At 69.0% G+C, this 16,729-nt stretch carries 20 protein-coding genes; 18 read left to right on the top strand and 2 right to left on the bottom strand.

What is annotated here, in order from left to right; genetic code table 11:
- Window positions 1–13: 13 nt before the first annotated feature.
- The 6 genes from rplQ to glmM all read left to right on the top strand — a co-directional run bounded on the left by rplQ (window position 14) and on the right by glmM (window position 5,078).
- Window positions 14–538: a 50S ribosomal protein L17 gene (gene rplQ, locus BJ972_RS06940; protein WP_129173170.1), complete on the top strand. Its 525-nt coding sequence runs from the start codon at window positions 14–16 to the stop codon at window positions 536–538.
- 79 nt (window positions 539–617) lie between these two features.
- Window positions 618–1,655 (top strand): GNAT family N-acetyltransferase, encoded by a 1,038-nt coding sequence (locus BJ972_RS06935; RefSeq protein ID WP_129173168.1) that lies wholly within the window; start codon window positions 618–620, stop codon window positions 1,653–1,655.
- The gene (truA, locus tag BJ972_RS06930; protein ID WP_129173166.1) at window positions 1,655–2,563 is read left to right on the top strand and encodes a tRNA pseudouridine(38-40) synthase TruA; all 909 of its coding nucleotides are present in this window, start codon (window positions 1,655–1,657) and stop codon (window positions 2,561–2,563) included. Before BJ972_RS06935 ends, truA begins: the two co-directional genes overlap by 1 nt.
- A 176-nt stretch (window positions 2,564–2,739) precedes the next feature.
- The gene (rplM, locus tag BJ972_RS06925) at window positions 2,740–3,186 is read left to right on the top strand and encodes a 50S ribosomal protein L13 (RefSeq protein ID WP_129173164.1); all 447 of its coding nucleotides are present in this window, start codon (window positions 2,740–2,742) and stop codon (window positions 3,184–3,186) included.
- Window positions 3,187–3,224: 38 nt separating this feature from the next.
- A complete protein-coding gene (rpsI, locus tag BJ972_RS06920; protein ID WP_129173162.1) occupies window positions 3,225–3,710 on the top strand; it encodes a 30S ribosomal protein S9 in 486 nt (161 codons plus the stop codon).
- Between the two features lie 6 nt (window positions 3,711–3,716).
- Complete coding sequence (gene glmM, locus BJ972_RS06915; RefSeq protein WP_129173160.1) at window positions 3,717–5,078, top strand: phosphoglucosamine mutase; 1,362 nt, start codon at window positions 3,717–3,719, stop codon at window positions 5,076–5,078.
- A 13-nt stretch (window positions 5,079–5,091) separates the two neighbouring features.
- Here glmM and coaA read toward each other — a convergent pair whose 3' ends face one another.
- Window positions 5,092–6,039: a type I pantothenate kinase gene (gene coaA / locus BJ972_RS06910; RefSeq protein ID WP_129173158.1), complete on the bottom strand. Its 948-nt coding sequence runs from the start codon at window positions 6,037–6,039 to the stop codon at window positions 5,092–5,094.
- A 59-nt stretch (window positions 6,040–6,098) separates the two neighbouring features.
- On the opposite strand from coaA, the gene glmS reads away from it, so the two are divergent.
- The 10 genes from glmS to BJ972_RS06860 all read left to right on the top strand — a co-directional run bounded on the left by glmS (window position 6,099) and on the right by BJ972_RS06860 (window position 13,799).
- Window positions 6,099–7,949 (top strand): glutamine--fructose-6-phosphate transaminase (isomerizing), encoded by a 1,851-nt coding sequence (glmS, locus tag BJ972_RS06905; protein WP_129173156.1) that lies wholly within the window; start codon window positions 6,099–6,101, stop codon window positions 7,947–7,949.
- Between the two features lie 17 nt (window positions 7,950–7,966).
- Window positions 7,967–8,314: a holo-ACP synthase gene (locus tag BJ972_RS06900; RefSeq protein WP_129173154.1), complete on the top strand. Its 348-nt coding sequence runs from the start codon at window positions 7,967–7,969 to the stop codon at window positions 8,312–8,314.
- Entirely contained in the window at window positions 8,311–9,429 is a 1,119-nt protein-coding gene (gene alr / locus BJ972_RS06895; protein ID WP_129173152.1) for an alanine racemase, read from the top strand. The genes BJ972_RS06900 and alr overlap by 4 nt, the downstream gene beginning before the upstream one ends.
- Entirely contained in the window at window positions 9,426–9,890 is a 465-nt protein-coding gene (gene tsaE / locus BJ972_RS06890) for a tRNA (adenosine(37)-N6)-threonylcarbamoyltransferase complex ATPase subunit type 1 TsaE (protein WP_129173150.1), read from the top strand. Before alr ends, tsaE begins: the two co-directional genes overlap by 4 nt.
- 9 nt (window positions 9,891–9,899) lie before the next feature.
- Complete coding sequence (gene tsaB, locus BJ972_RS06885; protein WP_129173148.1) at window positions 9,900–10,514, top strand: tRNA (adenosine(37)-N6)-threonylcarbamoyltransferase complex dimerization subunit type 1 TsaB; 615 nt, start codon at window positions 9,900–9,902, stop codon at window positions 10,512–10,514.
- Window positions 10,514–11,014, top strand: coding sequence for a ribosomal protein S18-alanine N-acetyltransferase (gene rimI, locus BJ972_RS06880; RefSeq protein ID WP_129173146.1), 501 nt, complete (start codon window positions 10,514–10,516; stop codon window positions 11,012–11,014). The genes tsaB and rimI overlap by 1 nt, the downstream gene beginning before the upstream one ends.
- Window positions 11,011–12,066, top strand: a complete 1,056-nt coding sequence (tsaD, locus tag BJ972_RS06875) for a tRNA (adenosine(37)-N6)-threonylcarbamoyltransferase complex transferase subunit TsaD (protein WP_129173144.1) — start codon at window positions 11,011–11,013, stop codon at window positions 12,064–12,066. Before rimI ends, tsaD begins: the two co-directional genes overlap by 4 nt.
- 119 nt (window positions 12,067–12,185) lie before the next feature.
- Window positions 12,186–12,584 (top strand): DUF4190 domain-containing protein, encoded by a 399-nt coding sequence (locus BJ972_RS17655; protein WP_241830733.1) that lies wholly within the window; start codon window positions 12,186–12,188, stop codon window positions 12,582–12,584.
- Window positions 12,585–12,609: 25 nt separating this feature from the next.
- The gene (locus BJ972_RS17550) at window positions 12,610–13,281 is read left to right on the top strand and encodes a DUF4190 domain-containing protein (RefSeq protein ID WP_164989884.1); all 672 of its coding nucleotides are present in this window, start codon (window positions 12,610–12,612) and stop codon (window positions 13,279–13,281) included.
- 17 nt (window positions 13,282–13,298) lie between these two features.
- The gene (locus tag BJ972_RS06860) at window positions 13,299–13,799 is read left to right on the top strand and encodes a hypothetical protein (RefSeq protein ID WP_129173142.1); all 501 of its coding nucleotides are present in this window, start codon (window positions 13,299–13,301) and stop codon (window positions 13,797–13,799) included.
- A gap of 15 nt (window positions 13,800–13,814) precedes the next feature.
- Here BJ972_RS06860 and BJ972_RS06855 read toward each other — a convergent pair whose 3' ends face one another.
- Window positions 13,815–15,002 (bottom strand): class I SAM-dependent methyltransferase, encoded by a 1,188-nt coding sequence (locus BJ972_RS06855; protein ID WP_129173140.1) that lies wholly within the window; start codon window positions 15,000–15,002, stop codon window positions 13,815–13,817.
- A 130-nt stretch (window positions 15,003–15,132) separates the two neighbouring features.
- Between BJ972_RS06855 and groES the strand changes: the two genes are divergently transcribed.
- On the top strand, window positions 15,133–15,429 hold the full coding sequence (gene groES / locus BJ972_RS06850; protein WP_066041091.1) for a co-chaperone GroES: 297 nt from the start codon (window positions 15,133–15,135) through the stop codon (window positions 15,427–15,429).
- 169 nt (window positions 15,430–15,598) lie between these two features.
- Window positions 15,599–16,558, top strand: coding sequence for an EamA family transporter RarD (gene rarD, locus BJ972_RS06845; RefSeq protein ID WP_241830743.1), 960 nt, complete (start codon window positions 15,599–15,601; stop codon window positions 16,556–16,558).
- Window positions 16,559–16,729 lie beyond the last annotated feature (171 nt).

Here is a 16,729-nt window from a genome sequence, read left to right as displayed (position 1 = left end):
TGGAGATAACACCATGCCGAAGCCCACGAAGGGCCCCCGCCTCGGAGGCGGTCCCGCACACGAGCGCCTGCTTCTCGCGAACCTGGCCGCTGCCCTCTTCACGCACAAGAGCATCACGACGACCGAGACGAAGGCCAAGCGCCTCCGTCCGTACGCCGAGCGTCTCGTCACCTTCGCCAAGCGCGGTGACCTGCACGCCCGTCGTCGCGTCCTCGGTCTCATCGGAGACAAGAGCGTGGTTCACGAGCTCTTCACCGAGATCGCTCCGCTCGTCGCCGAGCGCGAAGGCGGCTACACCCGCATCACGAAGATCGGCAACCGCAAGGGCGACAACGCCCCCATGGCTGTCATCGAGCTCGTTCTCGAGCCCGTGACCCCGAAGGTCAAGTCGGCGAAGTCGCAGGCTGCTGCAGCTCCCGCCGCGGCTCCTGTCGAGGAGGCTCCCGTCGAGGAAGCTCCCGCCGAGGACGTCGTCGTCGACGAGGCTGCGACCGAGGAGGCCGCTGCCGAGGCGCCCGCCGAGGCCGACGCCAAGTAGCACCCGTTCCACGAGAGGCCCCGATGCTCCGGCATCGGGGCCTCTCGTCGTTGTCGGTCGCCGACAGTAGGCTGTCGGGGTGTCAGCACTACCGCCCCTCAGCGAACGCGTCAGCGTCGAATCCGAACTCCCGCCCCTCGCACACGACGACGTCGCACTCTGGCGCCCCGCCACGACCGACGACATCGACGCGATCATGCTCATGCAGCGCGAGGCGGACGGCGTCGATCACCCCGATTGGGTGACGGCCCGTGAAGACCTCGTCGACGAGTTCGAGTCGAGCCACATCGACATGGCGACCGAGTCGGTTCTCGCGCTCGGTCATGACGGCCGAGTCGTGGCGTTCGGGCACTCCGCTGTCGGCCCGGGTCAAGAGACGCGCGTGCAGTCGTACGCCTTCGGAGCCGTGCGCCCCGACATGCGGGGCCGCGGTATCGGGCGGCAGCTGCTCGCCTGGCTGTCCGTCCGTTCGAGGCAGCGACTGGCCGAGTCGTCGAAGACGCTCCCCGGCTGGGCGCTCGTCTACGCCGAGGAGCAGAACCACGCGCTCATCTCCCTGGCCCAAGGGCTCGGCTACGAAATCGTGCGCTACTTCACCAAGATGGAGCGGATCGTCGCCGAGCCGATCCCCGAGATCGAGGTTCCCACCGACATCCGCATCGTGAGGTTCGACGAGTCCCTCTCCGAGTCGACCCGGCTCGCGCGCAACGACGCCTTCCGCGACCACTGGGGCAGCCAGCCGACCGTTCCCGAGCGCTGGGCGCAGTTCGTCGGCGGCGAGCAGTTCCGAGCCGACCTCTCGTGGGTCGCCGTCGAAGAGGCCGCTGACGGCCCGCGCGTCGTGGGCCTCGCGCTGACGTCGATCAACGAAGAGGACTGGATCGCGCAGGGCTCCTCGAGCGGATACGTCGCACTCATCGGCGTGGTGCGCGATCGCCGCGGCCAGCGCATCGCCCCGGCGTGCGTCACGGCGCTCCTGACGTCGTACCGGGAGGCCGGCATCGAACGCGCCATCCTCGACGTCGACACCGCGAGCCCGACCGGCGCCGACGGCCTCTACACGCGGCTCGGATTCACCGCGTCGACGCGCGAGGTCGCGCTCGCCATCGAGTACTGATGAACGCCCCCGCCGACCCGTCGACGCACACGCGCATCCGCCTCGACGTCGCCTACGACGGAACCGACTTCAACGGCTGGAGTACTCAGCCCGGCTTGCGCACTGTGCAGGGCGTCCTCGAAGAGGCGCTCCGGGTGCTCTTCACCCGCCACGCCCCTCCGCCCCGGCTCTCGGTCGCCGGGCGGACGGATGCCGGTGTGCATGCCCTCGGTCAGGTGGCCCACGTCGATCTGACGCGTCGGCAGATCGACACGCTCATCAATCCGCGTCGCCCGCGCAACGTCGGCGACGACGCCGACGCGGGAGTGGCGCTCGCCCGCCGGTTGAACGGCATCCTCGGGCCGGCCACCGATGTCGTGATCTCGGGGGCATCCGTCGCCCCGCCCGGCTTCGACGCCCGCTTCTCGGCACTGTGGCGCCGGTACGAGTATCGGCTCGCGCCCGGGGGAGCGGTGAGGGATCCGATCCAGAGGCGACGGACGACCTGGCACTCCGCGCCACTCGACGTCGAGGCGATGGATGCCGCGGCGGCAGGTCTCGTCGGCCTGCACGACTTCGCGGCGTACTGCAAACCGCGTGAGGGCGCCACGACCATCCGCACACTCCAGGTGTTCCGCTGGTCGAAGGACGACGACGGCGTACTGACCGCCGACCTCAGGGCCGACGCGTTCTGCCACTCGATGGTGCGCGCCCTCGTGGGTGCGTGCGTCGCGGTCGGCGACGGGCGGCTCGCCGTCGACGATGTCGTCGCCCTGCGCAACGATGCCGTGCGCTCGAACGCGTTCAACGTGATGGCGGCCCGTGGGCTCACCCTCATGGAGGTCGGCTACCCCGACGATGCCGAGCTCGCCGTCCGGGCCGAGCTGACCCGTCAGCGCCGCGTGCTCTCGGTCGTCGTGCCCGACTGATGCGCGACGCTCGAATTGCGGCATCCGTCGGCGTCGCGTAGTCTTGTCCGTTGGTGCCCGTGCCTCTGCGGCCGGGTACACGAACGTGAGCCCTCCACTGACTGTCTTCTCCTCGAGAAGGCGCCCGGAGCGGGATTCACGAACTCCTCCGTTCGACACAGAAAGCAGCCACTATCGTGACGCGCACATTTACTCCGAAGGCCACTGAGATCCAGCGTGACTGGGTCGTCATCGATGCAACCGACATCGTTCTCGGTCGCCTCGCGAGCCACTCCGCCGCTCTCCTCCGCGGCAAGCACAAGGCGATCTTCGCCAACCACGTCGACACCGGTGACTTCGTCATCATCGTCAACGCCGACAAGGTCGCTCTGACCGGCTCGAAGCTCGAGCAGAAGAAGGCGTACCGCCACTCGGGTTACCCGGGCGGCCTCACCGCCGTCAGCTACTCCGAGCTGCTCGAGAAGAACCCGGTCCGCGCCGTCGAGAAGGCGATCCGCGGCATGCTCCCCAAGAACTCGCTCGGCCGTGCGCAGCTGCGCAAGCTCAAGGTCTACGCGGGCCCGGAGCACCCCCACTCGGCTCAGCAGCCGACGCCGTACACCCTCACCCAGGTAGCGCAGTAAGCGCCCGATCGACTTCTGAGAATTAAGGACTAACTATCGTGGCGAAGATCGCAGACCAGATCGAGCAGGCCCCCGAGAGCTTCACGACCGAAACTCCGGCCGAGGCAGCTCCCCAGACCCCCCGTCCCGTGCTGAACGTCTCCGGCGCAGCCGTGGGCCGTCGCAAGCAGGCCATCGCCCGCGTGCGCGTCATCCCCGGCGCCGGCGGCATCACGGTCAACGGCCGTGAGTTCGCGGACTACTTCCCGAACAAGCTGCACCAGCAGCTCATCACCGACCCCTTCACGGTCCTCGACCTCATCGGCAGCTACGACGTGATCGCACGCATCACCGGCGGTGGCCCTTCGGGTCAGGCCGGCGCACTGCGCCTCGCGATCGCTCGTGCTCTCAACGAGATCGACCGTGAGAACAACCGACCCAGCCTCAAGAAGGCCGGCTTCCTCTCGCGTGACGCTCGCGTCATCGAGCGCAAGAAGGCCGGTCTCAAGAAGGCTCGCAAGGCGCCTCAGTTCTCGAAGCGCTAAGCATTCATGCCTCGCCTCTTCGGCACGGACGGGGTCCGAGGGCTGGCCAACCGTGAACTCACGGCTGACCTGGCCCTCGGCCTCGCCCAGGCCGCTGCGGCCGTGCTCACTCAAGGCCGTCACGCCGAGGAACGTCGTTCCGCGGGGCGACGGCCTGTGGCCGTTGTCGCGCGCGATCCGCGCGTCTCCGGTGAGTTCCTCACGGCTGCCGTTTCCGCCGGTCTCGCGAGCTCGGGCGTCGATGTCCTCGACGCCGGGGTCATCCCGACGCCGGCCACCGCGTTCCTGATCAACGACATCCGTGCCGACTTCGGCGTCATGATCTCGGCGTCGCACAACCCGGCTCCCGACAACGGCATCAAGTTCTTCTCGTTCGGCGGCACGAAGCTGCCCGACGAGGTCGAGAACCGCATCGAGTCGTACCTCGGCCGCCAGAAGCTCGCGCCCACGGGCGGGGGAGTCGGTCGCATCCGTCGCTTCGCCGACGCCGAAGACCGCTACGTCGTGCACCTCCTCGGCACGCTGCCGAACCGTCTCGACGGAATCCACGTCGTTCTCGACTGCGCCCACGGCGCGGCATCCGGCGTCTCTCCCGAGGTCTTCACGGATGCCGGCGCGAAGGTCACCGTCATCGGTGCCGACCCCGACGGCATGAACATCAACGACGGTGTGGGCTCGACCCACCTCGATCTCCTCGCGCAGGCCGTGCTCGAGCACGGCGCCGACGTCGGCATCGCGCACGACGGAGACGCCGACCGCTGCCTCGCCGTCGATGCAGCGGGCAACGTCGTCGACGGCGACCAGATCATGGCGATCCTCGCGATCGCGATGAAGGGCCGCGGCGAACTCACCGACGACACCCTCGTCGCGACGGTCATGTCGAACCTCGGCCTGCGGAAGGCGATGGAGGAGAACGGCATACGCGTCGTGCAGACGAAGGTCGGCGACCGCTACGTTCTCGAGGCGCTGAACGACGAGAAGCTCGCCCTCGGCGGCGAGCAGTCCGGTCACGTCATCATGACCGAGTTCGCGACGACGGGCGACGGAGTGCTCACGGGTCTCCACCTCGTTGCCGAGATGGCACGGACGGGCAAGTCGCTCGCCGAGCTCGCGACCGTCATGACCGTCTACCCGCAGGTGCTCGTCAACGTGCGCGGCGTCGACCACCACGCGCTCGACTCCGACGACGTCATCGCGGCGGCCGTGAGCTCGGCTCAGGAGGCGCTCGGCGACACCGGGCGTGTGCTCCTGCGTCCGTCAGGCACCGAACCGATGGTGCGCGTCATGGTCGAAGCAGCCGATCAGGCGACGGCCGAGACCTTCGCCGAGTCACTCGCGGGCGTCGTGCGTGAACGGCTCGCCCTGTAGCATCCGTCGCTCGTCAGAGCTTCCGGAGCAGCACCCGGTCGACCTTGTGGTCGGAGTCCTTGCGCAGCACGAGCTTCGCCCGCGACCGCGTCGGCCGGATGTTCTGCAGCAGGTTCGGCTCGTTGATGGATGACCAGATGGATGCCGCGCGAGCCCGAGCCTGCTCTTCGCTGAGCGACGCGAAGCGGTGGAAGTACGACCGCGGGTTCGAGAACGCTCCGCGCTGGAGCTTCAGGAACCTCTCGTCGTACCACCGTGCGATGTCGCGCGTGCGAGCGTCGACGTAGATCGTGAAGTCGAAGAGGTCGCTCACCGCGAGGCGGTGGCCCTGCGCGGGCGGCTGGAGCACGTTCAGTCCCTCGACGATGAGGACGTCGGGACGACGAACGGTGATCTGAGCGTCCGGCACGATGTCGTAACTGAGGTGCGAATAGAACGGCGCGCGCACTTCGGCGGCTCCGGCCTTCACCTCGCTGACGAATCGGAGGAGCGAGCGCCGATCGTACGACTCGGGGAAGCCCTTCCGCTCCATGAGTCCGCGGCGTTCGAGCTCGGCGTTCGGGTACAGGAATCCGTCGGTCGTGATGAGTTCGACGCGCGGCGTCTCCTCCCAGCGGGAGAGGAGCTCGCGGAGCAGCCGGGCGATCGTCGACTTGCCGACGGCGACGGAGCCTGCGACGCCGATGACGAACGGCGTGGGCTGCTCGCGTCCGCGGAGAAACTCGGCGGTCACATGACCGAGGCGCCGGGCGCCCTGAGCGTAGATGTTCAATAGCCGGCTGAGGGGGAGGTAGACCTCGGCCACCTCGCGCATGTCGAGCGGTTCTCCGAGGCCGCGCAGCTGCACGATCTCCGTCTCCGTGAGGGGGAGGGGCAACGACGGTGCGAGCTTCGCCCAGGCCGCGCGATCGAGCTCGAGGAACGGGGAACTCGGTGCGAGCCCGTTGTGTGCTTCTGACATCGCGCCCCAGTCTATGGTCGCGGGCGTCTACCCAGTCTCGGACAACTAGAATCGCACCCATGTGTGGAATCGTCGGATATGTCGGTAGTGACCGGAGCATCGAGGTGCTCATCGGCGGATTGCGTCGTCTCGAATACCGGGGCTACGACTCGGCCGGAGTCGCCGTGATCGACGCCGAGGGCAGCCTCGGCACGGCGAAGAAGTCGGGCAAGCTCCAGGCCCTCGTCGACGAACTCGACGCGCACCCGATCAACAACGGCACGACGGGCATCGGTCACACCCGCTGGGCCACGCACGGCGGCCCCACCGACCAGAACGCGCACCCGCACCTCGGTGACGAGGGGCGCCTCGCCGTCATCCACAACGGCATCATCGAGAACTTCTCCGAACTGCGCGACGAACTGCTCGCCGACGGTTTCTCGTTCCGGAGCGAGACCGACACCGAGGTCGCCGCTGTGCTCCTCGGGCGCGACTACGCCGACTCGGGCGACCTCGTCGAGGCATTCCGCCGCACGGTCTCCCGGCTCGAGGGCGCGTTCACGCTGCTCGCCGTTCACAAGGACCAGCCCGGCCTCGTCGTCGGCGCCCGCCGCAACTCGCCGCTCGTCATCGGCCTCGGCGAGGGCGAGAACTTCCTCGGCTCCGACGTCGCCGCCTTCGTCGAGTACACCCGCAACGCGGTCGCCATCGGTCAGGACCAGATCGTCGCGATCACCGCCGACTCCGTGTCGGTGACGGGCTTCGACGGCAACCCGGTCGAGGCCGAGCCGTTCGAGGTCGCATGGGACGCTGCAGCCGCCGAGAAGGGCGGGTGGCCGAGCTTCATGAAGAAGGAGGTCTCCGAGCAGCCCGAGGCCGTCGCGAAGACGATCCTCGGTCGCCTGCACGACGGTTCCGTCGTCATCCCCGAGCTCGAGGCGTTCGGCGACACCGCCCTGCAGGGCATCCGCCGCATCACCGTCGTCGCGTGCGGCACAGCGGCCTACGCCGGCCTCGTCGCGAAGTACGCGATCGAGAAGTGGGCCCGCGTCCCCGTCGAGATCGAGCTGAGCCACGAGTTCCGCTACCGCGAGCCCGTGCTCGACGACACGACCCTCGTCATCTCGATCAGCCAGTCGGGCGAGACGATGGACACCCTCATGGCGGTCAAGTACGCGCGTGCCAACGGCGCGAAGGCGATCTCGATCTGCAACACGCAGGGCTCCACCATCCCGCGCGAATCCGACGCCGTCATCTACACGCACGCCGGCCCCGAGGTCGCTGTGGCCTCGACGAAGGCGTTCGTCGCCCAGATCACGGCCCTCTATCTCTTCGGTCTTCACCTCGCGCGCGTGCGCGGCACGCTGAGCGCAGCCGAACTCGCCGTCGAGGCCGAGCAGCTGCAGGCCGTGCCCGACAAGATCGCCGAGGTCCTGGAGCAGGCCGAGAAGGTCGAGCAGCTCGCGCGCTGGATGGCCGACACCCGTTCCGTGCTCTTCCTCGGTCGCCACGTGGGCTTCCCGATCGCCCTCGAGGGCGCGTTGAAGCTCAAGGAGCTCGCCTACATCCACGCCGAGGGCTTCGCCGCCGGTGAGCTCAAGCACGGCCCCATCGCGCTCATCGAGCCCGGTCAGCCCGTCTTCGTCGTCGTGCCGAGCCCGCGCGGCTCGGCCGAGCTGCACTCGAAGGTCGTCTCCAACATCCAGGAGATCCGGGCCCGTGGCGCGCGTGTCATCGCGATCGCCGAGGTCGGCGACGCGGCAGTGCTCCCGTTCGCGGACGAGGTGCTGCGCATCCCGCTCGCCGCTCCGCTCTACGAGCCGCTGCTCGCCGTCGTGCCGCTCCAGATCTTCGCGATGGAGCTCGCGACCGCGAAGGGCCTCGACGTCGACCAGCCTCGCAACCTCGCGAAGTCTGTCACCGTCGAGTAGCCGCGCGTGGTGAAGTCGTGATCACCGGTATCGGTGTCGACGTCGTCGACATCGCGCGGTTCGAGCGTGCGCTCGATCGGACGCCCGGCCTCCGCGAGCGACTGTTCGCTGAGAGCGAACGCTCCCGGCCGACGCGCTCGCTCGCGGCGCGATTCGCGGCGAAGGAGGCCCTCATCAAGGCGTTCGGCGGCACCGCGATCCTGCGCTGGCACGACATGGAGGTCGTCAACGGAGATTCGGGCGACCCCGAGTTCCGCCTGCACGGCGCTCTCGCCGAGCTCGCGGCAGGCCAGCACGTGCACGTCTCGATGACCCACGACGCGGGCGTCGCGACGGCGTTCGTCGTCGTCGAGGCGGCATCGTGACCGCGCCGCGCCGCGAGGCATCCGTCGACCTCGACGCCATCCGACGGAACGTCGCCGAACTCCGGCGCCGAGCCGGTTCCACTTCCGCGATGGCCGTGGTCAAGGCGAACGGCTACGGCCACGGCGCCGTCGCCGTCGCGCGCGCAGCCCTCGAGGGCGGAGCATCGCGACTTGGCGTGGCCGACCTCGACGAGGCGCTCGCGCTGCGCGAGGCCGGCATCTCGGCACCCATCCTCGCGTGGCTGCACGATGGCGAGAGCGAGTTCCGCACTGCGATCGCGTCCGACATCGAGATCGGCGTCTCATCGCTCGATCAGCTCGATCGTGTCGCGGCCGATGCCGTTCACGCCGGCGATGCGCGCGTCCACATCAAGCTCGACACGGGCCTCAGCCGCAACGGAGTCGCGGAGAGCGAGTGGCGCCGTCTCTTCGACCGCGCACGCGAGCTCGCGGATGACGGTCGAGTGCGTGTGGCCGGAGTCTTCAGCCACCTCGCGAACGCCTCCGACGAGTCCGATGCCGACCAGGTCGCCGCGTTCGAACGGGGTCTCGGCGTCGCCGCGCGCGCGGGTGTCGCTCCCGGCGTCCGCCATCTCGCCTCGACGGCCGGCGCGCTCCGCCGACCCGGGGCGCGCTACGACCTCGTCCGCCTCGGCATCGGCATCTACGGGCTCTCGCCCTTCGGCGACGGCACGACGTCGGCCGACCTGGGTCTCTCGCCCGCGATGACACTGCGTGCTCGGGTCGCGGCCGTGCGTCGCGTGTCCGCCGGTACAGGGGCGTCGTACGACTTCATCTGGCGTGCGGAGACGGACACGACTCTCGTCCTCGTGCCGATCGGATACGCCGACGGCATCCCTCGTCTCGCCTCGGGTCGCGCCGACGTCTGGATCGCGGGACGGAGGAGGCCCATCGTCGGGCGGATCGCGATGGACCAGTTCATCGTCGATGTGGGTGACGACACCGTCTCGGTGGGCGACGAGGTCGTCGTCTTCGGCGATCCCGCGACGGGCGCACCGAGCGCCGACGAGTGGGCGACGGCCGCCGACACGATCAACTACGAGGTGGTGACGCGCATCGGTCCGCGCGTCGCACGCACCTACCCGAGCGCATGATCGACGGACGGATCGAGATCGCGTCGACCGACGAGATGGAGGCGCTCGGGCGAACGGTGGCCGCCGAGCTCCGCGCCGGCGACCTGCTCGTGCTCACCGGCCCGCTCGGTGCGGGCAAGACGACGTTCACCCGCGGCCTCGGCGAGGGCCTCGGAATCCGCGGCCCGGTCACGAGCCCGACGTTCGTGCTCGCGCGCACCCACCCGAGTGTCACGGGAGGGCCGCCCCTCGTGCACGTCGACGCGTACCGGCTCGCGAGCGCTCTCGAACTCGACGACCTCGACCTCGACTTCGACCGCTCGGTCACCGTCGTCGAGTGGGGTCGCGGCATGCTCGAGGGCGTCGTCGAGTCGTGGATCGACATCGAGATCGAGAGACCGCGGGCTGCCAGCGACGACCTCGACGGCGATGAGCCGCGCACGGTGACGATCACCGCCGTCGGCCCGCGGTGGGCGAACTAGGCTGGACCCATGCTGCTCGCGATCGACACCTCCGCGGGAACGAGCGTCGCCGTCGTCGATGCCGAAGCCGGGATCCTCGCCGAGAACGGCACGCCCGACACGATGCGGCACGCCGAGGTGATCGGCGGCCTCCTCGAGCGCACACTGACGGATGCCGGCATCGAGCGCTCGCAGCTCTCGGGCGTCGTCGCGGGCATGGGTCCCGGTCCGTTCACGGGTCTCCGCGTGGGCATCGCCGCCGCGCGCGCGTTCGCCCTCGGCCTCGGCAAGCCCGTCGTCCCTGTCATGAGTCACGACGCCGTCGCGTGGGAGTGGTATCGAGCCGGCAACGTCGGCCCGCTGCTCGTCGTCACCGACGCCCGCCGCCGCGAGGTCGCCTGGTCGCGGTACTCCACGCTCGATGCGGCGGGCCTGCCCGAACTGCTCGACGGCCCGGCTCTCGCGAAGGCGATCGAGGTTCCCGAGTTCGACGCCGAGCGTCTCGATGCGGCGACGATCTCGGCGGGTGCACTCGGCATGGTCGCCGAACTCCGCTGGCTCGCGCGTCGCCCCTTCGCCGCCGACGAGCCGGTCTACCTGCGCTCGCCCGACGTGACCCTCTCGACCGCCAAGCGGGTGAGCTGATGACGTGGCAGCTGCGCCGCGCCCACGTCGAGGACGTCGACGCGATCATGGCGCTCGAGACGCCGACGTTCGGCACCGATGCGTGGTCGCGCGAGTCGATGCAGGCCGAGCTCGCTCACCACGACACCTACTACCTCGTGGCCTTGCCGGTCGGCGCTGACGCCGATGCCGGCATCGCCGCCTACGCAGGCGCCTTCGCCGCGCGCGGTGCGTTGCAGGGAGACATCCAGACCATCGCCGTCGCCCCGGAGTCGCGAGGAGGCGGCCTCGGGCGCGTGCTCATCCAGTCGCTCATCGCGGAGGCGTGGAAGCGCGGAATCCGTGAGGTGTTCCTCGAGGTGCGCGCCGACAACCCGGTCGCCCAACGGCTCTATCACCGCGAAGGATTCGAAGAGATCGCCGTGCGCCGCGCCTACTACCAGCCCGATGGAGTCGATGCCCTCGTGATGCGCCTTCAGCTGACGGCCCCCGTCGCGGCCCCGGCCGAGGTGCTGTCGTGAGCGCGCCGCTGGTGCTCGGCATCGAGACGTCGTGCGACGAGACCGGCGTGGGCATCGTCCGCGGAACCGAGCTGCTCGCGAACGTCATCGCGTCGTCCATGGACGAACACGCGCGGTACGGGGGAGTCGTGCCGGAGGTCGCCGCGCGTGCGCACCTCGAGGCCATGAACCCGACCATCACGGCGGCGCTCGCCGAAGCCGGCGTGACCCTCGACGATCTCGACGCGATCGCCGTGACGAGCGGGCCGGGTCTCGCCGGCGCCCTCATGGTCGGCGTGGGCGCGGCGAAGGCGCTCGCGGTCTCGCGCGATCTGCCGCTCTACGCCGTCAATCACCTGGTCGGACACGTGGGCGCCGACCTGCTCGCCGACGATGCGCCGTTCGAGTACCCGACGATCGCCCTCCTCGTCTCCGGCGGGCACACGTCGCTCCTTCTCGTGCGCGACCTCGTCTCCGACGTCGAACTGCTCGGAGAGACGATCGACGATGCGGCGGGCGAGGCCTTCGACAAGGTCGCTCGCCTTCTCGGACAGCCCTACCCCGGGGGCCCGCACATCGACCGGCTCGCGGCGACGGGAGATCCGACCGCCATCCGTTTCCCGCGCGGACTCACGCAGGCCAAGGACCGCGAGAAGCACCGCTACGACTTCAGCTTCTCGGGGTTGAAGACGGCCGTCGCGCGCTGGGTCGAACGGGCGACGGATGCCGGTGAGCACGTTCCTCTCGACGATGTCGCCGCGAGCTTCCGCGAGGCCGTCGCCGACGTCCTCCTGACGAAGGCGCTCGCCGCCTGCGCCGACTACGGGGTTCCCCGGCTGCTGCTCGGCGGAGGCGTGGTCGCGAACGCCCGCATCCGCGAGCTCGCCGCCGAGCGAACGAGCGCCGCAGGGGTCGCCCTCCGGATTCCGCCGCTGTCGCTCTGCACCGACAACGGGGCGATGATCGCAGCCCTCGGCGCCCAGCTCATCATGGCGGGACGCTCGCCGTCGACCCTCGACTTCGGAGCGGACTCGACACTGCCCGTGACGGATATTCAAGTCGACGAACGGTAACCTCCTGCGGGCCGCCCGGGTCTCACGCTAATCTGAGGTGTTACACCTCATCGGGGGGCATTTCTTCGGTGAGCCATTGACACCGTTTCGGGGTCACCAACGATCAGAGGGGACAGACCGTGACCGACTCCAACCTCCCGCAGGGCGACCAGCCCGCGGCCTCCGCACAGCCTGCAGCACCGGCCTACGGGTCGGGCTATCCCGGCGCAGCCTACGGAGCGGGCCTTCCCGGCGCCGACTACCGCAACGCACCGGGCAAGACCAACACTCTCGCGATCGTCTCGATCGTCGCATCGCTCGTCGGTCTCTTCACCGGCATCGGCTTCCTCGTCGGTCTCATCACCGGCCACATCTCGCTCTCGCAGATCAAGAAGACCGGTGAGCTCGGCCGCGGCATGGCGCTCGCCGGAACCATCATCGGATGGATCGGTGTCGCGCTCTCGATCATCGCCATCGTCCTCTTCGTCATCTTCTTCAGCTTCCTGGCGGCCAACGGCGCCGTCACGAGCACGTACTGATTCCTTCTCCTGAAAGGCAGTGATCATGTCTGATCCCCAGAACCCTGAGGGCACGAAGCCTGAAGGCACCAACCCCGAGCCCGCCGCGGCCGAGGCGCCGTCGATCGACTTCGGTGCTCCCGCCGCGAGCGACCCCCAGGTGCCCGGGGAGCCTCCCTTCGAGGCGCCCGCCGCCCCCGAAGCGCCTGCCGCGCCCGAGGTTCCTGCTGCACCCGAGGTTCCCGCTGCGCCGACCGCTCCGCCGCAGGCGCCGCCCGCCTACGGTGCGCCCGAGCAGCCCGCGTACGGTGCTCCCGCCTACGGCGCTCCCGGGCAGCCGGCCTATGGTGCTCCCGGTCAGCCCGCCTACGGCGCCCCGAGCCAGCCGGCGTACGGTGCCCCCGGCGCGCCGGTCTACGGTGCTCCGTACGGTGGCGCCGCTCCGTCGAAGTCGCCCGTGCTGAGCATCATCGCGCTCATCGCCGGCATCCTCGGTGTGCTCGTCTCGCTCTTCACCTTCGGTTTCGGGTTCATCCTGTCCGCTGCGGGTGTCGTCCTCGGCTTCCTCGGCAAGAAGAAGGAGCCCGCGGCCAAGGGCATGTGGCTGACCGGAATCATCACCGGCTTCGTCGGTGTCGCGATCTCGCTCATCTTCGCCGTCATCGCCGTGATCTTCTTCGTCTCGCTGGCGACCTACGGCAACAGCTACACCTACTGATCGTCGATAATCGAACAGTGACGAATTCCACGGGTGCCTCGCCGTTCGGCGAGGCACCCGTGTCTCGTTCCGAGACCCGCCACGGTCAGCACCGCGCGGTCTCGGGCGAGATCCCGCTGCCGAACGCGCCAGCTCCGGCCGAGCCGCGCCCGCGTGAGTACGATCTTCCACTCGACACCGGCGAGATCCGGCGCACTCCGACAGGCCAGCTCCTCGTCATCCACCGCCCGGTCTACGACGAGGTCGACACCGAGGTCTACGAAGACTCCGTGCAGCGACACGTCTTCAGCATGATCGGCGCGATCGCCGGCGTCATGGGCCTCGTCGGCTCGCTCTTCGTCGGGTGGCTCGCGCCCCTGTCGCTCGCCGCCGTCGTGTTCGGCGCCCTCGGCCTTCGCCGTGAAGAACACGGTCGAGCCGCGGCGTTCCTCGGTGTCGCCACGGGTGCCGCCGGGCTCGTGTTCTGCGGACTCTGGTTCTACTTCTATCTCGCTGCGGTTCCGACGCCCGTCATCTGACGGGCGCTCACCCGGTCAGACTCGCTCGACGAGAAGCGTCACGTGCCGACCGGCCTGACGCGTCATCACGATCGTCGCCGACGACTCGCCCCGCAGCTGCAGCCGCTTCCTCAGCTGAGCGGGGTCGACGTCGATCCCGCGCTTCTTGATCTCGAGCACACCGATCTCGCGTTCCCGCAGGGCGACGCGAAGCTTCTTCTCATCGGTGGGGAGGTGCTCAAGGATCCGGAATCGGGTTGCGAACGGGGTCTCGGCACCGGCATCCGCGGTCAGGTAGGCGATGCCCTCGCTCAGCATGCGAGCGTCGAGACGGCGCGCGAGGTCGCCGATGAGCCGCGAACGGATGACGGCCCCGTCGGGTTCATAGAGGTAGTCACCGAGGTCTCCGACGGGCTCATCGGCCGAGTCCGCATCGTTCGTCAGCTCGTGTGCGGCGCCGCGCGCGATGACGAGAGCAGCGCGCTTGACGCCGGGGCGTGCGAGCGGGCCGAACCAGAGCGCGAGCTCGACGACGTCGCCGTCGACCGAGACCCACTGCGCTTCGGCTTCGTCGGGGATCACGTCGCGATCGGTTCCCGGACCGAGCTTCATTCCGACGGCTCGGTCGCTCGCGAGCGCGAATCCGAAGTCGAGGCTCGGCGAGTAGTCGGCGGCGTTCGCGAGACGGGTGGTTCGTCCACCCGTCGTCGTTCGACGTGCAGGGTCGAGCCACACGCCGTCGATTCCCGTGAGGTCGACGTCTTCGGCAGCGGCGTTGAGAGCTCGCGCGCCCGACCACGGAGCGAGGTTGAACGAGGCGATGACCGCGGTCGTGTCGTCGATGTCGGCCGCCGTGACGTCGAGGTCGACAGCGGCGAAGGCGAGCGCGTCGCCGCCGATGCCGCACCCGAGGTCGGCGACATGGCGCACGCCGGCGGCGTCGAAGCGGCCCGCATGGATGGCCGCGACCGACAGTCGTGTGGCCTGCTCGAGTCCCGGTTCGGTGAAGAGCATCCGGTCGGCGAACTCGCCGAACTTGGCTCGCGCCTTCGCACGGAGCCTCGACTGCGTGAGGACGGCGGAGACGAGTGCGGGGGAGTGGCCGAGGCGACGCAGATCGCTCACCGCCTTCACCGCGTCGAGCGACGGGGTCCACGGGGGGAGGGAGTCGAGAAGGCGCAGCCCCTCGGGTGACAGCAATTCGACGAGCTCGGGGCGATCCACGCCCCACACACTATCCCGCGTTACACGGTGTTGGCACTCGCGTTGCGAGACTGCCAGCAGACCCCTAAACTCGATTTAGCACTCTCACCCTGAGGTTGCTAACCAGTCTTCAGTTAGAAAGAGGTCAACCGTGTCGGTTTCCATCAAGCCGCTCGAGGATCGCATCGTCATCAAGCAGGTCGAAGCAGAGCAGACCACCGCTTCGGGCCTCGTGATCCCCGACACCGCGAAGGAAAAGCCCCAGGAGGGCGAGGTCGTCGCTGTCGGACCCGGTCGCATCGATGACAACGGTAACCGCGTGCCGCTCGACGTCGCCGTCGGCGACAAGGTGATCTACTCGAAGTACGGCGGAACCGAGGTCAAGTACGCCGGTGAGGACTTCCTCGTCCTCTCGGCGCGCGACGTCCTCGCCGTCGTCGTCCGCTAAGGACGCGCACCGTACGAAGGGCCCGGAGGCAGAGCCTCCGGGCCCTTCGTCGTGCGCGGCCGCAGAGGCAGGAATGCTCCGCAGGATGGCAGGGCGCGCCGTCGCTCGCGCACCGGGGCCGCAGTAGAGTCGGACGGTGACGCAGCCCGATCGATCGACACCCCGTTCGATTAGCGATGCCGCAGCGCGCCCGGGCGATTCGCCGAAGAACGGCTCCGGCTTCGCGTACGCCTTCAGCGCCTACGCGCTGTGGGGCATGCTCCCTCTCTACTTCCTCGCTCTTGCGCCGAGCGGTCCGTTCGAGATCGTCGCGTGGCGCATCCTCTTCTCGCTCATCTTCTGCGCCCTGCTCCTGACGGTGATGCGGGGCGGGTGGCGCTCCTTCCGCGAGGTTCTGCGCTCGCGTCGCGTCGTGCTCACCATGGGGCTCGCCGGGCTCCTCATCTTCGTGAACTGGCAGACCTACGTGCTGGCGACCCTCACGGGGCACGTCGTCGAGGCTTCGCTCGGCTACTTCATCAATCCGATCGTCACGGTGTTCCTCGGCGTCCTCGTCGAGCGGGAGCGCCTGCGCCCCGCGCAGTGGGTGGCGGTCGGGATCAGCGTCGTCGCCGTGCTCGTCCTCTCGTTCGGGTACGGCCAGCCGCCGTGGATCGCCCTCATCCTCGCGTTCTCGTTCGGCTTCTACGGCCTCATCAAGAAGCGCGTCGGCCCCCGCGTCGACGCGGCATCGGGGCTGACGCTCGAGACGGCGTGGCTCGCACCGGTGTCGGTCGTGACGCTCATCGTGCTGGCATCCACGACGGGGCTCACGTTCGGAACCGCCGGTCCGTGGCACGCGGCCCTGCTCGTGAGCGCCGGCGTCGTCACGGCCGTACCTCTTCTCTTCTTCGCCGCAGCGGCACGACGCCTGCCGCTCGTGTACATGGGCTTCATCCAGTACCTCGCGCCCATCATGCAGTTCGCGGTCGGAGTCGTCATCCTGAGCGAACCGATGCCGCTTGAGCGCTGGATCGGTTTCTCGCTCGTCTGGGTCGCGCTCATCGTGCTGACCGTCGACGTCGCGGTGCGCGCGGGGCGGGGTGCACGCCGATCACGGCTCGCCGAGGTCGTCGATCCGGCGCCCTAGTCACGACGCAATCGTGCGCGCGAAGCGCCTCGCGTCACACTTTTCCTGCGTGGAGGCCTCTTCGGTGACGGCCCGATAACGATTCAAGCGCTGTTACATGGTTGTTACCGCACTGACTTGTTTCGCGTAATACGCGGCCTTACTGTCAAACAACGGCGTCGGTCACGGCGC

The organism is Agromyces atrinae (assembly GCF_013407835.1).
In the GTDB taxonomy this organism is placed as follows: domain Bacteria; phylum Actinomycetota; class Actinomycetes; order Actinomycetales; family Microbacteriaceae; genus Agromyces; species Agromyces atrinae.
This window is presented reverse-complemented; position numbering and strand designations above follow the sequence as displayed.